Here is a 22,319-nt window from a genome sequence, read left to right on the forward strand (position 1 = left end):
GGCCGGTGGGGACGGAGGCTCCGGCCGATCGGCGAGGTCACGCCAGGCCGTGCCAGGTCAGGTGAGGTCATGCCGGGAACCATGTCAGCCCAACCCAGGCCAGCCCAACCCAGGCCAGGTCAGCCCAGCCCATGTCAGGCCAGGTCAGCCCAGCCCATGTCAGGCCAGGGCGTGCACCGCCGCGCCGAACAGGGAGGGCATCCGCCGGGCGGCCGGGACGATCAGCCGTCCCGCCGTCCGGTACCGGCGGGTGCCCACCAGCGCCCCGGTGAGCATCCGGTGCCGCCGGGAAAGCCGCAGCCAGGCGGCCTCGTACGACCCGGGCGTACCGGCCCGCAGGCAGTCCACCAGCAACCGCGCGGACGTCAGCGCGAGCGACACCCCCTCCCCGGTGAGCGCGTCGACGTAGCCGGCCGCGTCACCGACCAGCAGCACCCGCCCGGCCACCCGGGCGCGCACCCGCTGGCGCAGCGGCCCCGCGCCGCGCACCGGGGTCGCCGCCGGTCCCTCCAGCCGTTCCAGGAGCGCGGGGAAGTCCGCCAGGTGCTCCGGGTAGCCGCGCCGCCGCGAGCTCAGCACGGCGACGCCCACCAGGTTCTCGCCCACCGGCGTCACGTACGCCTCGCCGTCCGCGGCCCAGTGGACCTCGACGAAGTCCGTCCACGGCGCGACCGGGTAGTGCCGCCGCAGCCCGTACCTGCGCGGCCCGCGCCCCGGCAACTCCAGTCCGAGCAGGGCGCGCAGCGGGGAGTGCAGCCCGTCCGCGGCGACCAGCCAGCGGGCTCGCAGACCCGCCGCCTCGACCCCGTGGCCGTCCTGCCGCACGCCGTCCACCTTGCCGGGCACGACCTCCACGCCCAGCTCCCGCGCCCGCCGGGCCAGCGCGGCGTGCAGCGCGGTCCGCCGCACGCCCAGGCCCGCCCCGTCGCGGAACGCCGCCTCCACCGCGTACCGGCGGTCCAGGTAGCGGATGCCGCGCAGCGGCCTGCCCTCGACCCGCACCCCCAGCGACCCCAGGGCGGCGGTCCCGCTGGGCATCAGCCCCTCGCCGCACGCCTTGTCCACCGGCACGGCCCTGGGCTCGACGACGACCGCCTCCATCCCGGCCAGCGCGGCGTGGATCGCGGTGGCCAGCCCCGCCGGCCCCCCGCCCGCGATCAGGACGTCGATCACGCCCGCGCCCCGCCGGTGGACGGCGGCGTCGTGGCGAGCGAGGCCAGGGCGTCCTCCTCGCAGCGGATCCGTACCACCATCAGCGCGGCGTTGAGCACGGTGAACACCAGCGCGGTGACCCACGCGGTGTGCACCAGAGGCAGCGCCGCCCCCTCGACGGCCACCGCGACGTAGTTGGGGTGGCGCAGCCACCGCAGCCGGTAGGGGCCGCGCTCCACCAGCGGCAGACCGGGTACGACGATGACCTGGGTGTTCCACTGCGGGCCCAGCGCGGTGATGCACCACCAGCGCAGCCCCTGCGCGGCGACCACCAGGACGAGCATCGGCCAGCCGAGCGCGGGCACGAAGGGCCGGTCGGCCAGACCCGCCTCGACCAGGCATCCGGCGAGCAGGCCCGTGTGCAGGGCGACCATCCACGGGTAGTGTCCCTGCCCGGACATCACCCCGCCGCGCGCCATGCTCCAGCGCGCGTTGCGGCGCGCGACGACCAGCTCGGCGACACGCTCCAGGCCGACGAGCAGCACGAGCAGCAGGTACCAGGACGACAGATGCCAGGACATCGGGCTCCTACCAGCGCAGCAGTACGAGTTCGGAGCAGAAGCCCGGCCCCATCGCGAGGAGGAGTCCCGGCGTGCCCGGCGGTGGTGGCCGCAGGGCGAGCGTATCCCGCAGGACGTGCAGGACGGAGGACGAGGACAGGTTCCCGATCGCCGCGAGCGAGCGCCAGGTGAGGTCCAGCGCGCCCTCGGGAAGCCGCAGCGTCTCCGCCACCGCCTCCAGGACCTTCGGGCCGCCCGGGTGACAGACCCAGGCCGTCACGTCCTCGACCCTCAGGCCGTGGTCACCGAGGAAGCCGTGCACGTCGTCCGCCAGGTAGGTGCGCACCACCTCGGGGACGCTCGCGTCGAGCACCACGCGGAAGCCGGTGTCGCCGACGTGCCAGCCCATCACGTGCTCGGACCCCGGATACAGGTGGCTGCGCGAGGCCACCACCGTCGGCCCCGCCGTCGCGGCCGTCGCGGCGGTCGCAGTCGTCGGCTCCGTGATCCCGGGCGCTCCCACCGGTTCGGGGAGCCGCCGGTGCGTCACGGGCGCGCCGGTCGCGGGGGAGGACCACACGGCTCCCGGGGATGCCGAGGACGAGGAGGGAGCGGAGGCCCCGGTACGTCGTGGCCGCCACTCGTCGCCGTGGGCCACCACGGCCGTCGCCCCGTCGCCGAACAGGGCGCTCGCCACCATGTTGGCGATGGAGGCGTCACCGCGCTGCAGGGTGAGGGAGCACAGCTCGACCGAGAGCAGCACCGCGAGGTGGTCCGGCCAGCCGCGCAGGTAGTCGTGGAGGCGGGCGATCCCGGCCGCCCCCGCGACGCAGCCCAGGCCGAAGACCGGTATCCGCTTGACGTCGGGGCGCAGTCCGAGCCGCCCGGCCAGCCTGGCGTCCACCGAGGGCGCCGCGACACCGGTCACCGAGGTGAAGAGGATCATGTCCACGTCCTCGGGGAGGACCCCCGCGTCCCGCAGCGCCCCGCCCACCGCCTCGACGCCCAGCTCCACCGCCGTCTCCACGAAGGCGTCGTTGGCCGCGCCGAAGCCGTCCAGCTTGGCGTACTGTTCGAGCGGCAGCGTCAGGTGCCGTGACTCCACCCGGGCGGAGGCGTGCAGCCTGTCGAGCAACAGGCGGCTGGCACCCTTGGGAAGGCACGCCTGCGCGAACGCGTCGGTGATCTCTGCCTGGGAGTGGTGGTTCGGCGGGAGTGCGCCGCGGACAGCGACGATTCGCGTCATCTGGTAACTCCCGGCTCGCGAACAGCGGACACCTCCCTTTTGCCCATCTGCCGCGTGCGGCATGCGTCAAGAAGCCCTCCGCGCCCGCCTGCCAAGGCGTCCGGGCCCGTACGAGGGCCGTGTTCCGTCCCCGCGAAGTCCGCGAGGAAGGCGCGCTCCGGTTCGACGAAGTCCGCGAGGAACCCGTGTCCCGGCTTCGTGAGGTCCGGGAGGGAGCCGCGCCCTGACTTCGTGCGGTCCGTGAGGAGGTCGCGCCCCGGCTTCGTGAGGCGGGCGACCGGAAGGCGCGGGCCGCGGATCCGGCCCGCGAGGGTGCCCGCGCTCCGCGAGGTTCCCGCCTACGATCGACGCGTGACGACGAGCCGGCCATCGCGCCTGGGACCCGGGCCGCCGCTCCGGGCCGTACGGGGACTGCTGCTCGCCTGTCACCCGGGGCCGACCGTGGCGGTCACCGTCCTGGTGACCGCGCTGGCCGTCGCGAGCGGGCGCGACGCGGCCGGGTGCGCCCTGGTGGCCGCGGCCGTGCTGGCGGGGCAGCTCTCGATCGGCTGGTGCAACGACGCGGTGGACGCCGCACGCGACGCCGCCGCGGGCCGCACCGGCAAGCCCGTCGCCTCCGGCGCGGTGGGCGTCCGTACGGTGTGGGCCGCCGCGCTCGCGGCCCTGGCGCTGTGCGTGCCGCTCTCGCTGGCCTCCGGTCCCGCCGCCGGTGCCGTCCACCTGACCGGCGTCGCCGCGGCGTGGGCCTACGACCTCGGGCTCAAGGCGACCGCGTTGTCCTGGCTGCCGTACGCGGTGGGGTTCGGCTCGCTGCCGGGGTTCGTGACCCTGGGCCTGCCGGGGCACCCGTGGCCCGCCTGGTGGGCGGTGACGGCCGCGGCGCTGCTCGGCTGCGGGGCGCACCTGGCCAACGTGCTTCCCGACATCCCCGCGGACCTCGCGGGCGGGGTCCGCGGCTGGCCGCAGCGGCTCGGCACCGCCCGCGTCCGCCTCCTGATCCCGCTGCCCCTGCTGGCCGCGACGACCCTGCTCGTCTTCGGCCCCCCGGGGCCGCCGGGCGCGGGAGGCTGGGCCGCCCTGGCGGCGGCGGGGGCCTTCACCGCCGCGGGACCGGCACTGGGCCGGGGCTCGTCGCGCGTCCCCTTCGCCGCGGCGATCGCCGTCGCCGCGGTCGACGTCGTCCTGCTCCTCGCCCGCGGCACCGTGATCACCGCCCCCTGACCGGCCGGCCGCCCCCGAACGGGATCCCCGACCGGTCCACATCCGCCCTGCCTGCTCCCGCCCGGCCTGTGCCTGACCGGAGGGCTCCAGGCCGGTCCGCTCTCCACCGCCCTGCTCCCCGGCCGGTCCACCCCCTGACCCGTTCCCGCGCCCGCGCCCGTTCCCGGGCTGACCCTTGGGCCGGCCCGGCTCCCGGCCGGTAGGACCGCTCGCGTCTCAGCGGGACGCCACCGGCACCGCGGACACCCGCTCGTCCCAGGAGATCCGGTAGTCGTGGATCCAGGCCAGCGCGTTCCTCTTCTCCACCTGCCGCATGATGGCGGGGAGCGTGAGGTCGCGCAGGAAGGCGCCGACGGCTCCCGGGGCCTTGCCGCTCCCGCTGCGCCTGCCGTGCGCCACGATCCGCTCCACCCGGTCTCGCCGCAGCCTCTCGAAGGCGGCGAACGCGTCGGGGATGCCGGGGACGTCACGCAGGCACTTGGCCAGCACCACCGCGTCCTCGATCGCCATGGACGCCCCCTGGCCCGACGAGGGCGAGGTCGCGTGCGCGGCGTCGCCCAGGATCACCATGCGCCCGTCGAACCACTTCGGCACGGTCGGGAAGTCGTAGGTGTTCCATCCGGCCGGGATGTGGCCGGTCGCGCCGATGATGTCGAGCATCGGCCCGGTGTCGTCCCTGAACAGCTCCATCAGCGTGGCGCGCCACCCCTCCGAGGTGATCGCCGCGAGCTCCTCCGGAGTCGGTTCCCTCGGGCTCGGCGGGTTGGCGAACCACCACACCTGCCCGTCCGGATGGACCAGGTAGCCGAAGAAGGCCCTCTTGCCGAAGACGAAGTAGTACGTTCCCGGCTCGCCGGGAACCTCCACACCGTCCGCGAAACCGCCCGTGTTCAGCAGCCCGACGTGCCGGGCGCGGGGAGCGCCGGGGTCGATGATCGTGCGCGTGCGCGAGTGGAGCCCGTCGGCGCCGACCAGCAGGTCGCCCTCGGCCGTGCCGCCGTCGGCGAAGACCGCCCGCACCCCGTCCGCGGTGGCCGAGGCGTCGGTGAGGCGCCTGCCGTAGTGGATCCGCACCCCGCGCCGTACGGCCTCGTCGCGCAGCGCCAGGTAGAGGTCGGCGCGCTTCAGGGTCCGGCTGGGCTGCCGGGTGGTGGCGAGCGGCCTGCCCCGGCGGTCGAGCATGAGCATCCGCGGGGAGTCCATGCCCAGGTCGTGGACGAGGTGGTGCAGATCGAGGAGGCGCAGGGCCTCGATCCCGTTGACCGCGAGCGTGAGGAAGACGCCCACGCCCTCCGAACCGCGGTCGTACGCCTCGAAGACCTCGCAGTCCACGCCCGCGCGCCGCAGGGCCATGGCCGTCACCGGACCGGCGATGCCCCCGCCGATGATCAACGCTTTTTTAGTCATAAGATGACTATACATAAAATGACCATTACGCGGCGAGCCCTACGATGTTCGCCATGTCGACGAGGCGGTCTCCCCTGGCCATGGCGCTGCTCTCGCTGGTCGCCGAGGCGCCGATGCACGCGTACCAGATGCAGCGTCTGATCAGGGAGCGGCACAAGGACGACGTGGTCAACGTCGCGCAGCGCAACAGCGTGTACCAGACCATCGACCGGCTGCTGCGCGACGGGCTCATCGCGGTCCGCGAGACCTCACGGGAGGAGAACCGCCCGGAGCGGACCGTCTACGAGCCCACCGGCGCGGGCCGCGACACGCTGCGGGAGTGGATGCGGACGATGCTCTCCGCGCGGGCCCGCGAGTTCCCCGAGTTCCCCGCCGCGCTCGCCTTCATGCCCGTACTGCCGCCCGGCGAGGTCCGTGCCGCGCTGGAGGAGCGCCTGACCTCGCTGGAGGCGCGGCTGTCGGAGCTGGAGGCCGACCTGACCGAGGGCGGGAGGTTCCTGCCCCGCGTCTTCCTGGTGGAGTCGGAGTATCAGCGGGCCGTGCTCAAGGCCGAACTCGACTATGTCCGCGGCCTCGTCGCCGACCTGCGCGCGGGCCTGCTCGACTGGGACTACCGCATGTAGTGCCCGAGCCGGTGGGTGAGAATCCGCCGGGGAGTGCCCGCGTCGCGCGAAGGCGTTTCGGATGAGCGGCGAATGTGGATCCGGTCGCAAGGGAGACGGGAAGGCGCGTTCGGTCGTACCCGAGAGGTATTTCCGCAAATACAAATAAAGCGGCGACCGAAATTGATATGGCAAATGCGGGGTGAGGCGGGATAAGGTCGAACCGCTCTGGCCGGTGGCGCTTTGAATCCGAATTTTCGACTTTATTTATAGGTTTTGCGGGTTTTTTGGATGCGGGTCGTGGATATCCCGTCCCGGATCCCGCCGGACCCGTCCGACGGCGGGTGTTTCGACGGCCGAGCTGGGCGAAACACAAAGAATTTCCAGGTCAGGTCGGCTTCTGTTCGGGGATGCGAGGCGATGGCCGTCCTCGCCGCACGCGAGTCCCGGCCTACGCCGGACCGCGAGGCGCACCGCCGGGGCCGTGGAGAAGGTGATTATCCGGCGTCCGGAAGAGCGCGGGTGGCCGTGGACGCGTGCGGATGATCGGGTGCTCGTTTTCCCGGCCATACCATTTCTGCCCATTGACACCCTTGGCGCATTTAGGGAACATTCTAAAGATTTCCACAATCCCCAGCATGATCGATAATTCGTTCCACGAGCCTGAGGAATCCTCGGAAGAATTGATCTCCGGGGTTTTCCGAATGATCGTCAGCGTTCTTTCCGGTCCGCTCCCGGCCCCGTGATCGCGGCAGGGAGTGCGACGGGCAAGTTCACCGCCGCCCCCTCCGACACCGCCGGCCCCGCGTGACCATGACCGCGCCGGTGGTGGTGATCACGCACGCCCGGAAGCCATCGAAGAGAAAACCAGCCAGCCAGCAACAAGGAGCTCGACGGTGAACAGAAAGAAGGAGGGGCCCGCGCGGGTCCGGTCGTTGCCGGGGAGCGGGGAGGCCGAGGACACGCGGCTCGCCATACACGGTGGCGCTCCCGTCCGGCGCGTACCCTGGCCCACCTATGACAAGGGGGCCGTCTTCGTCCACCCCGAGGACGAGGAGGCGGCGATCCGCGCCATCCGCAGCCATCTCTACTTCCGCTACGATCACCGATCCCAGCGCGACACCGAGTGCGGCCGGTTCGAGGAGGAACTGTGCCGTTACTTCGGAACCAAGCACGCGCTGGCCGTGTCGAGCGGTACCACCGCGCTCGCGCTCGCCATCATGGCCGCGGGGATACCAAGGGGTTCCCTGATCGCCTGCCCGGGCTTCACCTTCGTCGCCACCCCCAGCGCCATCGTGCTCGCCGGTTGCACCCCCCTCCTGGTGGAGGTGGACGAGAACCTCCATATGGACATCGAGGATCTCCGCCACCGCTGGACGCCCGAGATCAAGGGCATCCTGGTCGTCCACATGCGCGGCTTCGCCGCCGACATGGAGGCTCTGACACGCTTCGCCGAGGAGATGGGCGTGCCGGTGTTCGAGGACGCCGTACCGGCCCTCGGCGCCGAACTGAAGGGCCGCAAGCTCGGCACCTTCGGGCTCGCGGGTGCTTTCAGTACCCAGTCGGACAAGTCGCTCAACTGTGGTGAGGGCGGCTTCCTGGCCACGGACGACAGCGTGCTCTTCGCCCGAGCGGTCGTGCTCTCCGGCGCGTACGAGGGGCGCTTCCGGAGGCACTTTCCCGACGGCGAGCCGCCGATCGGCACCGATCTCGACCTGCCGCTGCTCAGCTTCCGCATGGACGAGATCCGGGCGGCCCTGCTGCGCGCGGAGATGGCCCGGCTGCCGCTGCGCCTGGAACGCTTCCACCACAACTACGCCTACGTGGCCTCCGCCCTCTCCGGCCTCTCCCGGATCGCGATCCGGCAGCCTGTGGAACCCGGCGCATACCTCGGTGAGGCGTTCATCTTCCGCGTTCCCGGCGTGGACGCGAAATGGTTCGCGAACGCGCTCTGCCGCGAGGGCGTCGACGCGCGCAACCTCGGCTCCGACGAGGACACCAACGTGCGGGTCTTCTGGAACTGGCGGTTCATGTTCGGTGACAAGGACGCCGAGGAGATCAAGGCGCTGCTGCCGAACACCACGAGATACCTGGAACAGGCGGTCGACGTCCCCCTGTCCTCCAGCCTCTCGCCGGAGGACTGTGACCAGCTGATCAGGGCGATCCGCAAGGTCGCCGCCGCCGTCGCGCCGGATCGCCACCACACGGAACCGGCGCGGGCCGTCCTGGGCGACGACCGCGGGTACGCACCGGCCGGTCAGGGCTCAGGTCATTCGGCGAAACCGGCCGCCGGGCTCGCCGACCCCGCACCCGTGGGGCAGTAGCGATGGAGGCCCCCGCGGAAAGGAGCACGATCCCGCGCCTCGCCCTCGTCGGGGTCTTCGGAGGGCTTTTCTGCGGCTACCTGGGTCTCACCGCCGTGATCCCGGTACTGCCCGGCTTCGTCAGGGAGAGTTTCGGCGCCGGTGACCTCGCCGTCGGGCTGGTCGTCATGGCGACGGCTCTCACGGCCCTGCTCGTACGGCCCGTCTCCGGTCACCTCGCGGACCGGTACGGCCACCGCCTCGTCATGCTGGCGGGCGCGCTGGTCATCGCCGTCGGAGGGCTGCTCTACTTCCTGCCGTTCGGCCTGAACGGTCTTGTCGCCGTCAGGCTGCTGCTCGGTGTCGGCGAGGCGTCGCTCTTCACCGCGGGTGCCGTCTGGGTCGTCTCGCTCGCGCCGCACCACCGCCGCGGACAGTTGATCGGGCTCTACGGCATCAGCATGTGGGGCGGGATCTCGGCCGGGACCTTTCTCGGCGCGGCGCTGCTGAACTTCGGCTACGGCGCGGTGTGGGGTTTCAGCGCCGCCGCCGCGCTCGTCGGTCTCCTGCTGATCGCTTCGGTTCCCGCGCCCTCGGGGGCCGGGAGCCCCGGGGCGGGGCGGGACGGTGCGGGACGGAACCGGGGGAGTACCCTGCTGCCGCGGCCCGTGCTGCTGCCCGGACTGGCACTCGCGCTCGCCTCCGCCGGATACGCCGGGATCGCCGCCTTCGTCGTCCTGCACCTCCAGGCCCGGGGCGTGTCGTCGGGCGTCGTCGTGCTCAGTGTTTTCAGTGCCGTCTACGCCGGCACCCGCCTGTTCATCGGTCACCTGCCGGACCAGCTCGGGCCGCGAAAGGTCGCGACCTGGTCCGGCGGCGGTGAGGCCGTCGGCCTGCTGATCATCGCCCTCGCCCCGAACCTGCCCGTCGCCGTGCTCGGCAGCGTGATCATGGGTGTCGGGTTCTCGCTGCTGCACCCGTCGCTCGCCCTGATGGTGATGAACCGCACCGACCCGTCGAGGCAGGGGGCCGCGATCGGCGCCTACACCTCCTTCTGGGACCTGGGCCTCGCCGTCTGGGGGCCGCTGGCCGGAGCGGTCGCGGCCGGGTTCGGCTACCCCGCGGTGTTCGTCGTCGGTGCCGCCTGCGCGGCGACGGCCGTGGCCGTGTCGCTGTGTGTCCGCCGGCCCGACGCGCGGCCGGCGGCCGTGAGTTGAGCCCGTCGAGTCAGGAGTACGCCATCAACACACCAGATCCCCCGGGCGCGCCGCCGCTCAGGATCCTCTGCATCACCGGCTGGTGCCGTAACGGCAGCACCATCATCGGCAACATCCTCAACGAGGTCCCGGAGTTCTTCCACGTCGGGGAGATGCACTTCCTGTGGAAGAACGCCGCGGGCAAGGGCGCGAACAGCTCGTGCGGCTGTGGCAGGCCACTGACCGAGTGTCACATCTGGTCGAGGATCCTCCCCCTCGACCGGCCGCCCGGGGTCTCGGCGGAGGCCCACGCCGAGGCCGTCATCCGCCGCCAGCTGGCCTGCGTACGGACGCGGCACACCTGGCGCGTGCTCGGCCGCGGGCTGCACTCTGCCGAGATCCGCGAGCACGCCGCCCTGATGACGCGGACCTACCGGGCCGTGGCCGCGCTGACCGGCGCACGCGTGCTCGTGGACACCACCAAGATCCCTGGGGAGGCGGCCCTGCTGTCGCACCTCGAAGGGGTGACGCCCTACTACGTCCATCTCGTACGCGACCCCCGGGCGGTCGCCCAGTCGTGGAGCCGTGAGAAACAGTACTGCTACGTCATGTCGTCCAGGAAGAGCACGGCCTACTGGTACGGCTTCAACGTGGCCTCACAGGCGATTCTCCGGCGCCACCCGGAGCGGTCGATGTTCCTGCGCTACGAGGAGTTCATCGCCGACCCGGCCGGGACGATCGACGCGCTGCTGCGGTTCTGCGGCGCCGGCCCCGAGGCCAACCCGATGCGGGGCCAGACGGTCGAACTCCACACCAACCACACGGTGACCGGCAACCCGGACCGCTTCAACACCGGCACCACCGTCATCCGGAACCGGGACGACTCCTGGAGGACCGGCCTTTCCACGCCCGCCCGGCTGACCGCGACGACGCTGTCGTGGCCGCTCTTCCGGCGCTACGGCTATGGCGGCACACCTCTCACCGGCCGCCCGCGGCGGCCCGGCACCGCGCCGCCGCGGGCGGCCGGTGAGCGTTAGGACCCGGACGACGGTGGACCGCGCGTCGGGAACCCGTACGGCGGGCCGTTCCGGACAGCGGCAGGAACAGCGACAGCGGCAGGAACAGCGAGAACGGCAGGGGAGGAGGACGGTTGGACCTGGGGCTCGAGAACAGGGTCGCACTCGTCGCCGGTGGTTCCAGCGGCCTCGGCCTGGCGGCCGCCATGGAACTGGCGAGGGAGGGCGCGCACGTCGCGATCGGCGCCCGCGACCGCGACCGGCTCGCGGAGGCGGAACGCAGTGTGAAGGAGGTGGCACGCGGGCGCGTGCACGCCACGAGTGTCGACGTCACCGACGGGGTCGCGGCGCGCCGCTGGGTCGACGAGGTCGCCGCCGGCTTCGGCGCGCTCCACGTCGTCCTCGTCAGCGGTGGCAGCCCGCCGATCGGCACGGCCTCGCGGTTCTCCCCGGCCGACTATCAGGCGGCCGTCGACAAGGTGCTCCTCCCCGCGGTCACCCTGGCTCTCGCGGCGCTGCCCCATCTGAAGGCCGCCCGGTGGGGCCGGCTGCTCTTCGTGGCCTCGGAGACGGCGAGCGTCCCCATCGCGCAGCTGGCGCTGTCCGGGGTGACCCGCGCCGCCATCGTGCGTTTCGCCCAGTCCCTCGCCTCGGAGCTCGGCCGCGACGGCATCACCGTCAACGTGCTGGCGCCCGGCGCGACCCGTACCCCGCCGGTGGAACGGGCGGCGGCGAAACTGGCCGCGGACGGCGACGTCGAGGCCCGGCTGCGCGCCATGGGCGATCACAACGCCCTGGGCCGCCTCGGAGCGCCGGCCGAGTTCGCCGCCGTGGCGGCCTTCCTCGCCGGGGAGCGGGCCTCGTTCGTCACCGGCGCGCTCCACCTGATCGACGGTGGCGCCAGTGTGGTGGGACCGGAGCCGGCCCACCTCACCGCGGCGAGCAGGGACACCTTCACTTGAGGGCAGGTGACGGCCGGGGATCACGGCGGGGGGCCGGACGACAGGGCTTCGAGCGATCAGGACTCAGGACGGGTTTCCCAAGACAGGGCTTCGTAAGGCGTTCCGTAAGACGTTTCGTAAGACAAGAAAGGCATCCGTCATGTCGACGACCAGCCACGCCTACACCGAGACAGACGTCCGCGACTTCTTCGACCAGACCCTCAGCACCTACCTGAGTTTCTGGGACGGCGACGGCGTCCTGCACACCGGTTACTTCGCGGACGACACCGACGACGACTACCGGGCCGCCGCCGAGCGGACGTCCGACATCCTGGCCGCGGACGCCAGGATCGACGGCTCGTCCTTCGTCCTCGACGTCGGTTGCGGCTGCGGCAACTTCCTCATCCACCTCGCCAGACGGTTCGGCTGCCGAGGAGAGGGGCTCGACCTGAGCGTGGAGAGAGTGAAGTTCGCGCGGGAGGCCCTCGCCGCCGAGACCGGGCTCGACATCGCGTTCCGCGAGGGCTCGGTCACACAGATGCCCTACGAGGCCGGCACCTTCAGCCACGTCGTCAGCCAGGACGCGCTCTGCCTCGTGCCTGACAAGCCCGGCAGCCACCGCGAGATCCACCGTGTCCTCAGGCCCGGGGGCATCTTCGCCTTCTCCGACTTTCTCCAGCCCAAGGAGGAGGTCGGCGAGCGCGCCCGCAAGCACGTCTATGACCGGGTGAGATGGAACAGCGGCTACTCGTTCGTCGGCTACCAGGCCGTTCTGCAGGAGGCCGGGTTCGAGATCCTGCTCGCACGCAACCTGGAGAGTCACATCAGGCAGACCTACCGCGTACTGGGCAGGACGGCCACGGAGCGTGCCGGGACGACGCAGGACGCCGCGGCCCGCGACTGGATGCTGGCCTTCGCCGAGTCCTGCGCGGAGATCCAGGTCGCCATCGACGACGGTGAGTTCGGCTGGGGGATGTTCGTCGCCAGGAAGCCCGGCACCGCCACGGCGTAGCGCCGAACCGCCACGGACACCGACCACGAGCCCCGGACCACGACGAGCGCGGAACCACAGCGCGGAACCACAGAGCGGAACCACCACGAGCGCGGAACCACAGAGCGGAACCACCACGAGCGCGGAACCACAGAGCGGAACCACCACGAGCGCGGAACCACCACGAGCGAGGAAGCCATGCAACGTACGGAAGGCATGAAACGGACGATGGCCGAGGTCGTCGCCGAGCGGAAGAAGCAGATGTCGCCGGGCCGGATGTTCGTCGAGGCCTGTATGGCCAAAGGGCTTGAGGCCTCCGTCGAGTACGACGTGACGATCACCGACTCACTGACGAGCTCACGGCGCAAGCCGCGCTACCCGGCACGCAACATGCTCAAGGTCGTCGACCTCTCCAGGGACCCCCGGCGGTACTACTGGCACGAGAGCCCGCCCCGGCCGGAGGACCCCGAGGTCGACGAGGCCGACCTGAGACGCGAGGCGGCGAACCGCTTCCACAAGTCGCCGATCCCGGAGCTCTATCCCACCACCGCGTGGGTGCAGGTACCGCCCGGCCTGTGGGAGGACCCCGAGACCTTCGAGTCCTTCATCAACTACCGATTGATCGTTCGCCTCGGTACGGCCGAGAACCACACCATCATCCGCGGGAAGGGCGGGCTGCTGAACATCCCGGACGTCATACGCATGACGTCGAAGGGGCCGTTCACCTCGACGATCCTCGCGGCGTGCAACGAGGCGGAGCAGATGGGAGGCACAGCCGACGGCCTCATCATCAACCCCGTCGACTACTACCGGTTCATGGGACAGGGCCGCCTGATGGACGACCTGGAGCAGAACGGCGTCTTCATCGTGCGTACGCGCCTGGTCGACCCGGGAACCGCCATCGTCGGGGACTTCGGGCACGGCGCCCAGTTGTTCGACGCCGGCCGTTCGGTGATCCGCTTCGCCGAACCACCCCCGGGTACCTTCGCCGAGCCCGGCATCGCGCTCATGGCCGAGATCTACGAGCGGGTCGTGATCAACCTCATGACCAACTTCTTCATCGTGACCCTGTGACCGCGCTTCCCGTGGCCGTGACTCCCGCGACCGCGCCCCCGCGAGCATGAACCCGCGAGCATGAACCCGTGATCGTGACCCCGTAGAGGACAACAGATGCCGACAGCGCCGCCGCCACCGTCACAGTCGCCGAGCCCGGCGCCCATCCGGAGCGATCCCGACGTCCTCGTCATCGGCGGCGGCGTCGTCGGCCTGTTCTGCGCCTACTACCTGCGTCGCGCGGGCAACGGCGTGACCGTCGTGGAACGCGGGCCGGTCGGCGGTCCCCAGTCCTGCTCGTACGGCAACACCGGCTTCGTCGGCACGCAGGGCGCGCTCCCCCTCGCCGAGCCCGGCGTGATGGCCCAGGGGTTGCGCTGGCTCCTCGACCCGGAAAGTCCCTTCTCCATCAGACCGCGGCCGGACCCCGAACTGCTGTCCTGGCTCTGGCACTTCCGCCGCGCCTGCAACGAGCGGGACGCGAAGGCCGGTTTCCGCGTGCTGGTCGACATGAAGAGGCGGAGCCTCGGCATCCTGCGCGAGCTTTGCGCGCCGGGCGACCTCGCCCCCACCTTCACCGCCCAGGGCATGCTCCTCGCCTACAGGACCCCGCAGGGGTTCGAGAAGGCATGCCTGTCGGTGCCGGGTACGGTCGCGAGCGGCGTGCCGCTGCGCGTCCTCGAACCGGGGGAGCTGAGCGCGCTCGAACCGGACGCCGAGTTCGACATCTGCGGCGCCCTGTACAACGAGGAGGGGGCCTACCTGCGGGTTCCCGAGTTCGTCACCGGTTTCGCCCGGATGCTCGAAGGCATGGGCGTCGAGATCCACGAGCGGACCGAGGTCGTCGGCTTCGAGGTCGCGGGCCGCGGGATCCGGCGGGTCAGGACCACCCGAGGGGATCTCGCCCCCCGCGAGACGGTCGTCGCCGCCGGGACATGGTCGGCGGAATGCGCCCGCGACCTGAACCTCGGGCTCAGGCTCCAGCCCGCCAAGGGGTACTCCGTCACGGTCAAGGCGCCGGCCAACGCGCCTCGGCTGCCGGTCCTCCTGGGCGAGGGGAAGGTCGCGCTCGTCCCCCTCGGTGACCGTCTCCGCTTCGGGGGAACCCTGGAGCTGGCGGGCCTGGACGCCACGATCTCCCGTCGCCGCGTGGACGGCGTCCTGCGAACCGTCCACACCTACCTTCCGGAACTGGAGCGCACCGAGATCCTCGAAACCTGGAGCGGCTTCCGCCCCTGCAGCCCGGACGGCCTTCCCTATCTGGGGCGTGCCGCCCCCTACCGCAACCTCTCCGTCGCGTGCGGCCACGGCCACATCGGCATGGGTCTCGCGCCGGTCAGCGGAAGGCTGATCGCCCAGCTCGTCGCCGGAGAACGGCCCGAGATGGACCTCGCGCCCCTGCGCCCCGATCGCTACGGAGGCCGTGTCCGGCGCCGGCCCTGACCACGATCCACGCCCGCACCCGTACTCATGACGTGACAGAACCCCTCCGACGGGAGAGAACCCCCATGGCAACCGAGGCGGACACGACGCGCGACGTCACGATCGGCGTCCTCTGCTGCGACACCGACTTCACCAAGATCCCGGGGCACATTCGCAACCGGGCCACCTTCGACTTTCCCGTCATCTACCGGGTCGTGGACGGCGCGACGGCGGAACGCGTGGTGACCCAGGCCGACCCCAGCCTGCTCGACCCGTTCATTCAGGCCGCGCGGGAACTCGAAGCGCGGGGCGCGGCGGCCATCACCGGTGCCTGCGGCTTCCTCGCCATCTTCCAGAGGCAACTGGCCGACGCGGTCAACGTGCCGCTCCACGCCTCAAGCCTGATCCAGCTGCCCATGGTCCACCGCATGATCCGTTCGGACCGGAAGGTCGGGCTGCTGGTCGCCAAGAAGCCCTCTCTCACCCGGCGCCACCTGGAGGCGGTCGGTGCCGAGCACGTCCCGGTCTGCGTCGCGGGCCTGGAGGACCAGCCGGAGTTCCGCGAGGTGATGCTCGAAGGGCGGCGCGCCCAACTCGACGTCGACCGTCTGGGCCGCGAGGTGCTGGGCCAGACCGAACGGCTCGCGAAGGAGAACCCGGACATGGGAGCACTCGTCATCGAGTGCACCGACGTGGTGCCCTACGCGCACGAGATCCAGGCGCGGCTCGGCATGCCGGTCTTCGACATCGTGACGCTCACCCAGATGGTCCACCGGAGCCTCACCCGCCGCCCCTTCGGCACCTTCGGCACCTTGGGCACTGCCGGGAACACGTGACCGCGAGCGGATGGAGTCCACCGGAGTTTTCGCCGACACCGTTGTCCTGGCCACAAGTGGTCATCTCATTGCCGCTGGGCAAATGTGATGGAAGTGTCGTGATTCCTCCGAAAAGTAACTGGGAGATCACCATGAGTCAATCCACGCACACGACCCCCAAGCAGGCGCGGATGGCGGCCGTGCAGACGGCGATCGGCAAGACGAAGATGACCACGGCCAAGCTGTGGAACCCCTGGCCGCAACTGCTGGACGACGACGTCGTCATCAAGAGGCTGGAGGTCGCGGCCGGCGGTGGGAACGTTCCAGAAATCATTCCCGACGGTCAGCGGTTCTCCGACCTCAAGCCCGTGCGCCTGCCGGCGATCGGCAGGGAGGCGGGGCTCGGCGGGCCGGTGACCGAGTCCACGTTCGCCGAGGCGCGGGAGAAGATCAAGAGCAGGTACGTCGCGACCGGCCGGGCCAACTATCGCGGGCTCGCCAGCGCCAACTGCACGCTTTTCGCCTGCTGCGTCATCGGGATGCTCGCGGACCAGCCCAAGCTGCTCGGCTCGGGCGTCAAGGTGGAACTGATCAACTTCCGCGACACCACCGGAGGCGCCGGACACGCCTACGTCGTCGTGGGACGCGCCGAGGGCGATGTGGGCGACATCAAGACCTACGGTGCCGACTGCTTCTTCGTCGACCAGTGGTACGCCCGCCACAAGAGCGGAACACCGGGCGTCCAGGGGGTCAAGGACGCCGTTCCGGGTGAGTCTCCCAACCCCTTCTGGGACCTCGACTTCTACGCCTTCATGAGCGATGAGACCTCCCCCGTCGTGAAGCTCACCTTCACCAGCGACGAACTGCCCAAGCTCGGACTCTGATCCTCCCGGCCGCGTCCCGCTTCGCGGGGTGGCGGGCCTCCTCCCGGGCGCGTTCGACGATTATTGAGTTGCGAGGGGATCGACCTCTCTGGCTTTATTGATCATGTTCGGGATGCGACCGGGAGGAGGCGATGTGGGGATGTCGTACAACGAGGTGATGGGCGGGCGTGCGCCGATCCGCATGTGGGCCGACCCCGACGAGGTCGAGCCGAACGTGATGCAGCAGCTGCGCAATGTGGCGAATCTGCCGTGGGTGCAGGGAGTCGCGGTGATGCCGGACGTGCATCACGGGATGGGCGCGACCGTGGGGTCGGTCATCGCGATGCGCGACGCGGTCTCGCCGGCGGCGGTCGGGGTCGACATCGGGTGCGGGATGACCGCGGTGCGGACCTCCTTCAAGGTGGAGAGCCTTCCCGACAACCTGGCGTACCTGCGTTCGAAGCTGGAGCAGGCGATCCCCGTCGGGTTCGGGCACCACAAGCGGCCGGTCGACCCGACCAGGCTGTACGGGTTCAAGACCGCCGACTGGGCGGGGTTCTGGAAGGACTTCGACACGCTGGCCCCGGCGGTGCACGCGAGGCGGGAGCGCGCCGAGGCGCAGATGGGAACCCTGGGCGGGGGAAACCACTTCCTGGAGGTGTGCGCCGACGACGAGGGCACGGTCTGGGTGGTGCTGCACTCCGGGTCGCGCAACATCGGCAAGGAGCTGGCCGAGCACCACATCGGCCAGGCCCAGCACCTGCCGCACAACCAGGATCTGCCCGACCGGAACCTCGCGGTGTTCGTCGGGGACACCCCGCAGATGGACGCCTACCGGCGTGACCTGTTCTGGGCGCAGGACTACGCGCGGCGCAACCGCGCGGTCATGATGGCCATGGTCTGCGACGTGCTCCGGCGCCATCTGGCGGGCATCACCTTCGAGCGGCCGATCTCCTGCCACCACAACTACGTGGCGGAGGAGAGCTACGACGGGGTGGACGTGCTCGTCACCCGCAAGGGCGCGATCCGCGCGGGGGCCGGCGAGTTCGGCATCATCCCCGGGTCGATGGCGACCGGCACCTACATCGTGAAGGGCCTGGGGAACACGGCCGCGTTCAACTCGGCCTCGCACGGCGCGGGCCGCCGGATGAGCCGGAGCAAGGCGAAGAAGACCTTCACCCTGGCCGACTTCAAGGCGCAGACCGCCGGTGTCGAGTGCCGCAAGGACACCGGGGTGATCGACGAGATTCCCGGCGCCTACAAGGACATCCGGTCGGTCATGGCGGCCCAGGCCGACCTGGTCGAGGTCGTCGCCCACCTGCGGCAACTGGTCTGCATCAAGGGCTGACCCGGTTCTCCTCAAGGACCGGCGGCGGAGGCGGGCCGGCCGGGCCGGGACGTACGGGGCGGCAGGTCAGGAATCAACCATCTCGTGGTGATGTTGGAACAGTGAGGCCTGCCTAGGGCCGGGCGGGGGGCTGGCCGTAGGCTGGCCCCCTGTTCCAACAGGACCAACTGGGAGGTGGCGTCCCGTGCTGCAGGACTCGTTCGGCCGCGTGGCGACTGACCTGCGGGTGTCCCTCACCGATCGCTGCAACCTTCGCTGCTCCTACTGCATGCCGCCCGAAGGGCTCGAATGGCTGCCGAAACCCGAGCTGCTGACCGCCGACGAGATCGTCAGGCTGGTCACCATCGGGGTGGAGCGGCTCGGCATCACCGAGGTCCGCTACACCGGCGGCGAGCCCCTGCTCCGCCGCGAGCTGGTCGACATCGTGACCCGCACCACCGCGCTCGACCCCGTCCCGCAGGTCTCGCTGACCACCAACGGGATCGGGCTGAGCCGGATGGCCGCCTCCCTCGCCGCCGCCGGCCTGCACCGGGTGAACGTCTCCCTCGACACCCTCGACCGCGAGACCTTCAAGAGGCTCGCCCACCGCGACCGCCTCACCGACGTCCTCGAAGGGCTGGAGGCGGCCGACGCCGCCGGGCTGCGGCCGGTCAAGGTCAACACGGTGCTGATGCGCGGGATCAACGACCACGAGGCCGTTCCGCTGCTCCGCTACTGCCTGGAGCGGGGCTACGAGCTCCGGTTCATCGAGCAGATGCCGCTGGACGCCCAGCACGGCTGGCGCCGGGAGAACATGATCACGGCTGACGAGATCCTCGCCATGCTCCAGGCCGACTTCGACCTGGCCGACGCCGACGCGGCGGAGCGCGGCAGCGCCCCGGCCGAGCTGTTCCTCGTCGAGGGCGGCCCGGCCAGGGTCGGGGTCATCGGCTCGGTCACCCGGCCGTTCTGCGGCGCGTGCGACCGGGTACGGCTCACCGCCGACGGCCAGATCCGCAACTGCCTGTTCGCCACCGACGAGTCCGACCTGAGGGCCGCGATGCGCGCGGGCGCCGGCGACGAGGAGATCGCCGAGCGCTGGCGGTCCGCGGTCCGGATCAAGAAGGCCGGTCACGGCATCGACGACCCGGCCTTCCTGCAGCCGTCCCGCCCGATGTCCGCCATCGGGGGCTGAGGTCCCCGCCCACAGAGCCGGAGGTGTCCGATGACCGTCCGCCACGACGCCTGCATCCTGGCGGGCGGTCTCGCGCGAAGGCTCGGCGGGCGCGACAAGCCCGGCCTGCGCGTCTCCGGCCGCCCGCTGGTCGAGTCGGTGGCCGCCGCCGTGCCCGGCGCGGCGCGGTTGATCGTCGTCGGGCCGCCCCGCCCCGGGCTGCCGCACGCGATCTTCCGGCGTGAGGACCCGCCGGGAGGCGGTCCCGTCCCGGCGCTGCGGGCGGGCCTGGCCGAGGTGACCGCGCCGTGGGTGGCGCTGCTCGCCGCCGATCTCCCGTTCCTGACCGCCGGGCACGTGGACGCGCTGCTGGACGCCGCCGGGGCGGGGGAGGGGCGGGACACGGCGCCGTACGCGGGAACGGGGACACCGCCGGGCGGGGCCGGAGAGGCGGGCGGGCCCCGGGCGGGGGCGGTGCTCCTCGACGACGGCGGGCGCGAGCAGTGGCTCGCCGGGGTGTGGCGCGCGGAGAGCCTGGCGCGGGCGCTCGCCCGCTACGAGGGGCGGTCGCTGCACGGGCTGCTCGCCCCGCTCGCCCCGGTCACGCTTCATCTCACCGGGCAGCCGTGGTTCGATTGCGACACCATGGACGATCTACAGCGGGCCCGGACGGTGGAGCCGGGCTCCGACGGCGGAGGCGCAGGTCCCGGCGTGGGCCGCGAGAGCGGCGACGGCTCGGGACGGGCGCGGCCGCGGACAAGGAGCGAGAGATGAACGTGCTGGCGGAGTGGACCGCGCTGGTCTGCCGGGAGCTGGGTGTCGATCCCGCGCTGGTGGACCGCGACGAGGTGCTGGACCTGACCAAGGAGGTCGCGCACGGGGTGGCGAGGCCGGCCGCGCCGCTCACGGCCTACCTGCTCGGCCTGGCCCAGGGGGCGGGCACGGCGCCGCCGGACGTCGTGGAGAGGCTGACCACGCTGGCGCGCAACTGGGAGCAGGCGACGACCGAGACGCTGGGCGACAAATAGTGCCAAAAACAAGGCGTTTTAATGTGAAAGTCTGAGAAAAGGGCGACGCCGGGTGGTTACGGGGGCAAACCACCCGGCGTCGCTTCATCGGCGTTCCGACGGGGGCCCGGAACGCCGGCAACAGTGCCCCGACGGGGGACCAGGGCACTTGGCTAAAGCGTACACCTACTACCCTTGGGGTGCGTCAAGACTTAGTCACGACCCGATCTCGCGTCGGTGGCGTGGAATCTCGCTTTGTCCGGAATCTTCCACGTCAGGGGCATGCGGAACCACGCGCGGCGGGGCGTTGGCCCCGATCACGGCAACGTATGGTAAAAAGATCGCTCCGGCGAAGAGTAGCAGCCGCACGGGCATCGGAGCGGGCACCGTGAAGGCGAGGACCAGGCAGATCAGCCGGATCCCCATCTTGATGAAGTAGCTCTTCTCACGCTTGCCGATGTCGGCGCTGAGCGAGGGCCGGGCGTCCGTCACCTGATGAACCACCGGGCGCCTGCGCCATCCCCTCACGATTCCCAATCTAAGCCTCATATCGGCTGGGTGCGAACGGTCATGTAATCGTGGCTTTCCGGGAAGAAGCAGGGGATGACAGATCGAACGTATCGGGTGACCGAGATAGTCGGCACTTCGGGGGAGAGCATCGAGGCCGCCGTCCGCAACGGGGTCCGCCGAGCCTCCCGGACCCTGCGCCACCTCGACTGGTTCGAGGTGACCGAGATCAGAGGGCACATCGAGGAGGGGGAGATCGGCCACTTCCAGGTCGGCATGAAGATCGGGTTCCGTCTGGAGGACGACTGAGCCTGTACGGCGGATGTCCGGTGACGCAGACTACGGGGATGGAGAAGACCCGGGTCGCGAGGACGGGAGGGCCGCGGGGCACGGCGGTGGCGCGGGCCGCGCTGGCCACCGTGATGATCCTCCCGGCCGGCTGCGCCACCCCGGCGGGTGGCGTACCCGCCGGGCCCGCCCCGGTGCCCGCCACCGGGGCCGTCTCGCGAACCACGCCCGCGGCCACCACCACCGGTGCCGGGCCGCGCGCCGGAACGGGGGAGGAACCCCTGCTGCGCCAGAGCGCCGCCGACGTCGCGCGGACGATAGGCAGTCTCCGCAGGATCGACGACCTGCCGCTGTACGAGATGACCTACCACGGGTCGTACGACCGCGAGGCGCCCCTGGGGGAGGAGGAACTGGCGGGACGCGCCGACGGCTGGGCCTGCTCCCTGTTCGCCCTCGGCGGCGACCGGCCGCTGTTCGGCCGCAACTTCGACTGGGACCCCAACCCGGCGCTGATCGTGCACGCCGACCCGCCCGACGGCTACGCCTCGGTCTCCGTCGTCGACCTGTTCCACCTGATCGGCGGCTCCACCCCGCCGGACCTGTCCGCCGCCTCCGACCGCCGCAGGATGGCCCACGCGGTGCTCGCCCCCTTCGACGGGGTCAACGAGAAGGGCCTGGCGGTCGGCATGGCCACCTCCCCCGAGGGCGGGCTGCCCGCCCGATCTCCCGACCGCCCCGACATCGGCAGCGTGCGCGTCATCAGGATGATGCTCGACAAGGCGGCGACCGTGGACGAGGCGCTGGCGATCATGCGCCGCCACGACGTCGACTTCACGATCGGGCCGCAGGTCCACTACCTCATCGCCGACGCGGCGGGCGGGTCGGCCGTCGTGGAGTACGCCCGGGGCAGGCTCAACGTCATCGACGACCGCATGCTCACCAACTTCGGCATGACGGGCACCTCCGCCGCCCAGCGCCGGGCCGACCACCGCTACCGCACGCTCGCCGAGGGGCTGCCCGCCACCCGGGACTGGCGCGACGCGATGGGCCTGCTCCGGCGGGTGGCCCAGACGCACACCCGCTGGTCGGTCGTCTACGACCTCACCGACGCCACCGCCCGCGTGGTGGCGGGCCAGCGCTGGGACACGGTGCACACCATCCCGCTCGTCCAGCGCTGAGCGTCCGCAGCGCCGGTCTTTCACAGCGCCGGACACTCTGCGCCGGGTGT

22 protein-coding genes are annotated in these 22,319 nt (G+C 71.3%); 17 read left to right on the top strand and 5 right to left on the bottom strand.

Annotation, left to right across the window (positions count from 1 at the left end; translation table 11 throughout):
• Positions 1–159 precede the first annotated feature (159 nt).
• From ACFFRH_RS16970 to ACFFRH_RS16980, 3 genes are read right to left on the bottom strand one after another with little or no spacing between them, the layout of a single operon-like run.
• Entirely contained in the window at positions 160–1,173 is a 1,014-nt protein-coding gene (locus ACFFRH_RS16970) for an NAD(P)/FAD-dependent oxidoreductase (RefSeq protein ID WP_344746311.1), read from the bottom strand.
• Entirely contained in the window at positions 1,170–1,733 is a 564-nt protein-coding gene (locus ACFFRH_RS16975; protein WP_344746312.1) for an isoprenylcysteine carboxyl methyltransferase family protein, read from the bottom strand. The genes ACFFRH_RS16970 and ACFFRH_RS16975 overlap by 4 nt, the downstream gene beginning before the upstream one ends.
• Positions 1,734–1,740: 7 nt before the next feature.
• Entirely contained in the window at positions 1,741–2,958 is a 1,218-nt protein-coding gene (locus ACFFRH_RS16980) for a type III polyketide synthase (RefSeq protein WP_344746313.1), read from the bottom strand.
• A gap of 351 nt (positions 2,959–3,309) precedes the next feature.
• On the opposite strand from ACFFRH_RS16980, the gene ACFFRH_RS16985 reads away from it, so the two are divergent.
• Positions 3,310–4,179, top strand: a complete 870-nt coding sequence (locus ACFFRH_RS16985) for a UbiA family prenyltransferase (RefSeq protein ID WP_386157535.1) — start codon at positions 3,310–3,312, stop codon at positions 4,177–4,179.
• Between the two features lie 216 nt (positions 4,180–4,395).
• Here ACFFRH_RS16985 and ACFFRH_RS16990 read toward each other — a convergent pair whose 3' ends face one another.
• Positions 4,396–5,586 carry an FAD-dependent oxidoreductase gene (locus tag ACFFRH_RS16990; RefSeq protein WP_386157538.1) on the bottom strand — a complete coding sequence of 397 codons (1,191 nt, stop codon included), beginning with the start codon at positions 5,584–5,586 and terminating at the stop codon, positions 4,396–4,398.
• A 53-nt stretch (positions 5,587–5,639) separates the two neighbouring features.
• On the opposite strand from ACFFRH_RS16990, the gene ACFFRH_RS16995 reads away from it, so the two are divergent.
• The 14 genes from ACFFRH_RS16995 to ACFFRH_RS17060 all read left to right on the top strand — a co-directional run bounded on the left by ACFFRH_RS16995 (position 5,640) and on the right by ACFFRH_RS17060 (position 20,317).
• Complete coding sequence (locus tag ACFFRH_RS16995) at positions 5,640–6,209, top strand: PadR family transcriptional regulator (protein ID WP_386157540.1); 570 nt, start codon at positions 5,640–5,642, stop codon at positions 6,207–6,209.
• 875 nt (positions 6,210–7,084) lie between these two features.
• Positions 7,085–8,512, top strand: coding sequence for a DegT/DnrJ/EryC1/StrS family aminotransferase (locus tag ACFFRH_RS17000; protein WP_386157543.1), 1,428 nt, complete (start codon positions 7,085–7,087; stop codon positions 8,510–8,512).
• Positions 8,513–8,514: 2 nt separating this feature from the next.
• Positions 8,515–9,708 carry an MFS transporter gene (locus tag ACFFRH_RS17005; protein ID WP_386157546.1) on the top strand — a complete coding sequence of 398 codons (1,194 nt, stop codon included), beginning with the start codon at positions 8,515–8,517 and terminating at the stop codon, positions 9,706–9,708.
• A complete protein-coding gene (locus tag ACFFRH_RS17010) occupies positions 9,705–10,724 on the top strand; it encodes a sulfotransferase (RefSeq protein WP_386157549.1) in 1,020 nt (339 codons plus the stop codon). The genes ACFFRH_RS17005 and ACFFRH_RS17010 overlap by 4 nt, the downstream gene beginning before the upstream one ends.
• A gap of 113 nt (positions 10,725–10,837) precedes the next feature.
• Positions 10,838–11,665, top strand: a complete 828-nt coding sequence (locus tag ACFFRH_RS17015) for an SDR family NAD(P)-dependent oxidoreductase (protein ID WP_386157551.1) — start codon at positions 10,838–10,840, stop codon at positions 11,663–11,665.
• Between the two features lie 139 nt (positions 11,666–11,804).
• Complete coding sequence (locus tag ACFFRH_RS17020; RefSeq protein WP_386157554.1) at positions 11,805–12,656, top strand: class I SAM-dependent methyltransferase; 852 nt, start codon at positions 11,805–11,807, stop codon at positions 12,654–12,656.
• A gap of 195 nt (positions 12,657–12,851) precedes the next feature.
• Positions 12,852–13,709, top strand: coding sequence for a family 3 encapsulin nanocompartment shell protein (locus ACFFRH_RS17025; RefSeq protein WP_386157557.1), 858 nt, complete (start codon positions 12,852–12,854; stop codon positions 13,707–13,709).
• A 96-nt stretch (positions 13,710–13,805) separates the two neighbouring features.
• Positions 13,806–15,131, top strand: coding sequence for an NAD(P)/FAD-dependent oxidoreductase (locus ACFFRH_RS17030; protein WP_386157560.1), 1,326 nt, complete (start codon positions 13,806–13,808; stop codon positions 15,129–15,131).
• A gap of 65 nt (positions 15,132–15,196) precedes the next feature.
• Positions 15,197–15,946, top strand: a complete 750-nt coding sequence (locus ACFFRH_RS17035; RefSeq protein WP_386157563.1) for an aspartate/glutamate racemase family protein — start codon at positions 15,197–15,199, stop codon at positions 15,944–15,946.
• A gap of 131 nt (positions 15,947–16,077) precedes the next feature.
• Entirely contained in the window at positions 16,078–16,809 is a 732-nt protein-coding gene (locus ACFFRH_RS17040; protein ID WP_386157566.1) for a hypothetical protein, read from the top strand.
• Between the two features lie 139 nt (positions 16,810–16,948).
• Positions 16,949–18,136, top strand: a complete 1,188-nt coding sequence (locus ACFFRH_RS17045) for an RtcB family protein (protein ID WP_386157569.1) — start codon at positions 16,949–16,951, stop codon at positions 18,134–18,136.
• A 184-nt stretch (positions 18,137–18,320) separates the two neighbouring features.
• Positions 18,321–19,310 carry a GTP 3',8-cyclase MoaA gene (gene moaA, locus ACFFRH_RS17050; RefSeq protein ID WP_386157571.1) on the top strand — a complete coding sequence of 330 codons (990 nt, stop codon included), beginning with the start codon at positions 18,321–18,323 and terminating at the stop codon, positions 19,308–19,310.
• 30 nt (positions 19,311–19,340) lie between these two features.
• Complete coding sequence (gene mobA, locus ACFFRH_RS17055; protein WP_386157574.1) at positions 19,341–20,063, top strand: molybdenum cofactor guanylyltransferase; 723 nt, start codon at positions 19,341–19,343, stop codon at positions 20,061–20,063.
• Positions 20,060–20,317 carry a DUF6457 domain-containing protein gene (locus ACFFRH_RS17060; protein ID WP_386157577.1) on the top strand — a complete coding sequence of 86 codons (258 nt, stop codon included), beginning with the start codon at positions 20,060–20,062 and terminating at the stop codon, positions 20,315–20,317. The genes mobA and ACFFRH_RS17060 overlap by 4 nt, the downstream gene beginning before the upstream one ends.
• Positions 20,318–20,512: 195 nt before the next feature.
• Here ACFFRH_RS17060 and ACFFRH_RS17065 read toward each other — a convergent pair whose 3' ends face one another.
• Positions 20,513–20,824, bottom strand: a complete 312-nt coding sequence (locus ACFFRH_RS17065; RefSeq protein WP_386157580.1) for a DUF3099 domain-containing protein — start codon at positions 20,822–20,824, stop codon at positions 20,513–20,515.
• A gap of 75 nt (positions 20,825–20,899) precedes the next feature.
• Between ACFFRH_RS17065 and ACFFRH_RS17070 the strand changes: the two genes are divergently transcribed.
• Together ACFFRH_RS17070 and ACFFRH_RS17075 are read left to right on the top strand one after the other, a co-directional pair.
• On the top strand, positions 20,900–21,112 hold the full coding sequence (locus ACFFRH_RS17070; protein ID WP_362836493.1) for a dodecin: 213 nt from the start codon (positions 20,900–20,902) through the stop codon (positions 21,110–21,112).
• A gap of 20 nt (positions 21,113–21,132) precedes the next feature.
• The gene (locus ACFFRH_RS17075; protein ID WP_386157583.1) at positions 21,133–22,269 is read left to right on the top strand and encodes a carcinine hydrolase/isopenicillin-N N-acyltransferase family protein; all 1,137 of its coding nucleotides are present in this window, start codon (positions 21,133–21,135) and stop codon (positions 22,267–22,269) included.
• Positions 22,270–22,319: the final 50 nt, after the last annotated feature.

The organism is Streptosporangium vulgare, assembly GCF_042428775.1.
Taxonomy (GTDB): domain Bacteria; phylum Actinomycetota; class Actinomycetes; order Streptosporangiales; family Streptosporangiaceae; genus Streptosporangium; species Streptosporangium vulgare.

What these genes read in the sequence shown, in the direction of transcription:
- ACFFRH_RS17005 (WP_386157546.1), top strand. Translation starts at nt 8,515, where the DNA reads ATGGAGGCCCCCGCGGAAAGGAGCACGATCCCGCGCCTCGCCCTCGTC.
- ACFFRH_RS17045 (WP_386157569.1), top strand. Translation starts at nt 16,949, where the DNA reads ATGTCGTACAACGAGGTGATGGGCGGGCGTGCGCCGATCCGCATGTGG.
- ACFFRH_RS17060 (WP_386157577.1), top strand. Translation starts at nt 20,060, where the DNA reads ATGAACGTGCTGGCGGAGTGGACCGCGCTGGTCTGCCGGGAGCTGGGT.
- ACFFRH_RS16980 (WP_344746313.1), bottom strand. Translation starts at nt 2,958, where the DNA reads ATGACGCGAATCGTCGCTGTCCGCGGCGCACTCCCGCCGAACCACCAC.
- ACFFRH_RS17040 (WP_386157566.1), top strand. Translation starts at nt 16,078, where the DNA reads ATGAGTCAATCCACGCACACGACCCCCAAGCAGGCGCGGATGGCGGCC.
- ACFFRH_RS17070 (WP_362836493.1), top strand. Translation starts at nt 20,900, where the DNA reads ATGACAGATCGAACGTATCGGGTGACCGAGATAGTCGGCACTTCGGGG.
- ACFFRH_RS17030 (WP_386157560.1), top strand. Translation starts at nt 13,806, where the DNA reads ATGCCGACAGCGCCGCCGCCACCGTCACAGTCGCCGAGCCCGGCGCCC.
- ACFFRH_RS17025 (WP_386157557.1), top strand. Translation starts at nt 12,852, where the DNA reads ATGAAACGGACGATGGCCGAGGTCGTCGCCGAGCGGAAGAAGCAGATG.
- ACFFRH_RS16995 (WP_386157540.1), top strand. Translation starts at nt 5,640, where the DNA reads ATGTCGACGAGGCGGTCTCCCCTGGCCATGGCGCTGCTCTCGCTGGTC.
- ACFFRH_RS16975 (WP_344746312.1), bottom strand. Translation starts at nt 1,733, where the DNA reads ATGTCCTGGCATCTGTCGTCCTGGTACCTGCTGCTCGTGCTGCTCGTC.
- ACFFRH_RS16990 (WP_386157538.1), bottom strand. Translation starts at nt 5,586, where the DNA reads ATGACTAAAAAAGCGTTGATCATCGGCGGGGGCATCGCCGGTCCGGTG.
- ACFFRH_RS17020 (WP_386157554.1), top strand. Translation starts at nt 11,805, where the DNA reads ATGTCGACGACCAGCCACGCCTACACCGAGACAGACGTCCGCGACTTC.
- ACFFRH_RS17035 (WP_386157563.1), top strand. Translation starts at nt 15,197, where the DNA reads ATGGCAACCGAGGCGGACACGACGCGCGACGTCACGATCGGCGTCCTC.
- mobA (WP_386157574.1), top strand. Translation starts at nt 19,341, where the DNA reads ATGACCGTCCGCCACGACGCCTGCATCCTGGCGGGCGGTCTCGCGCGA.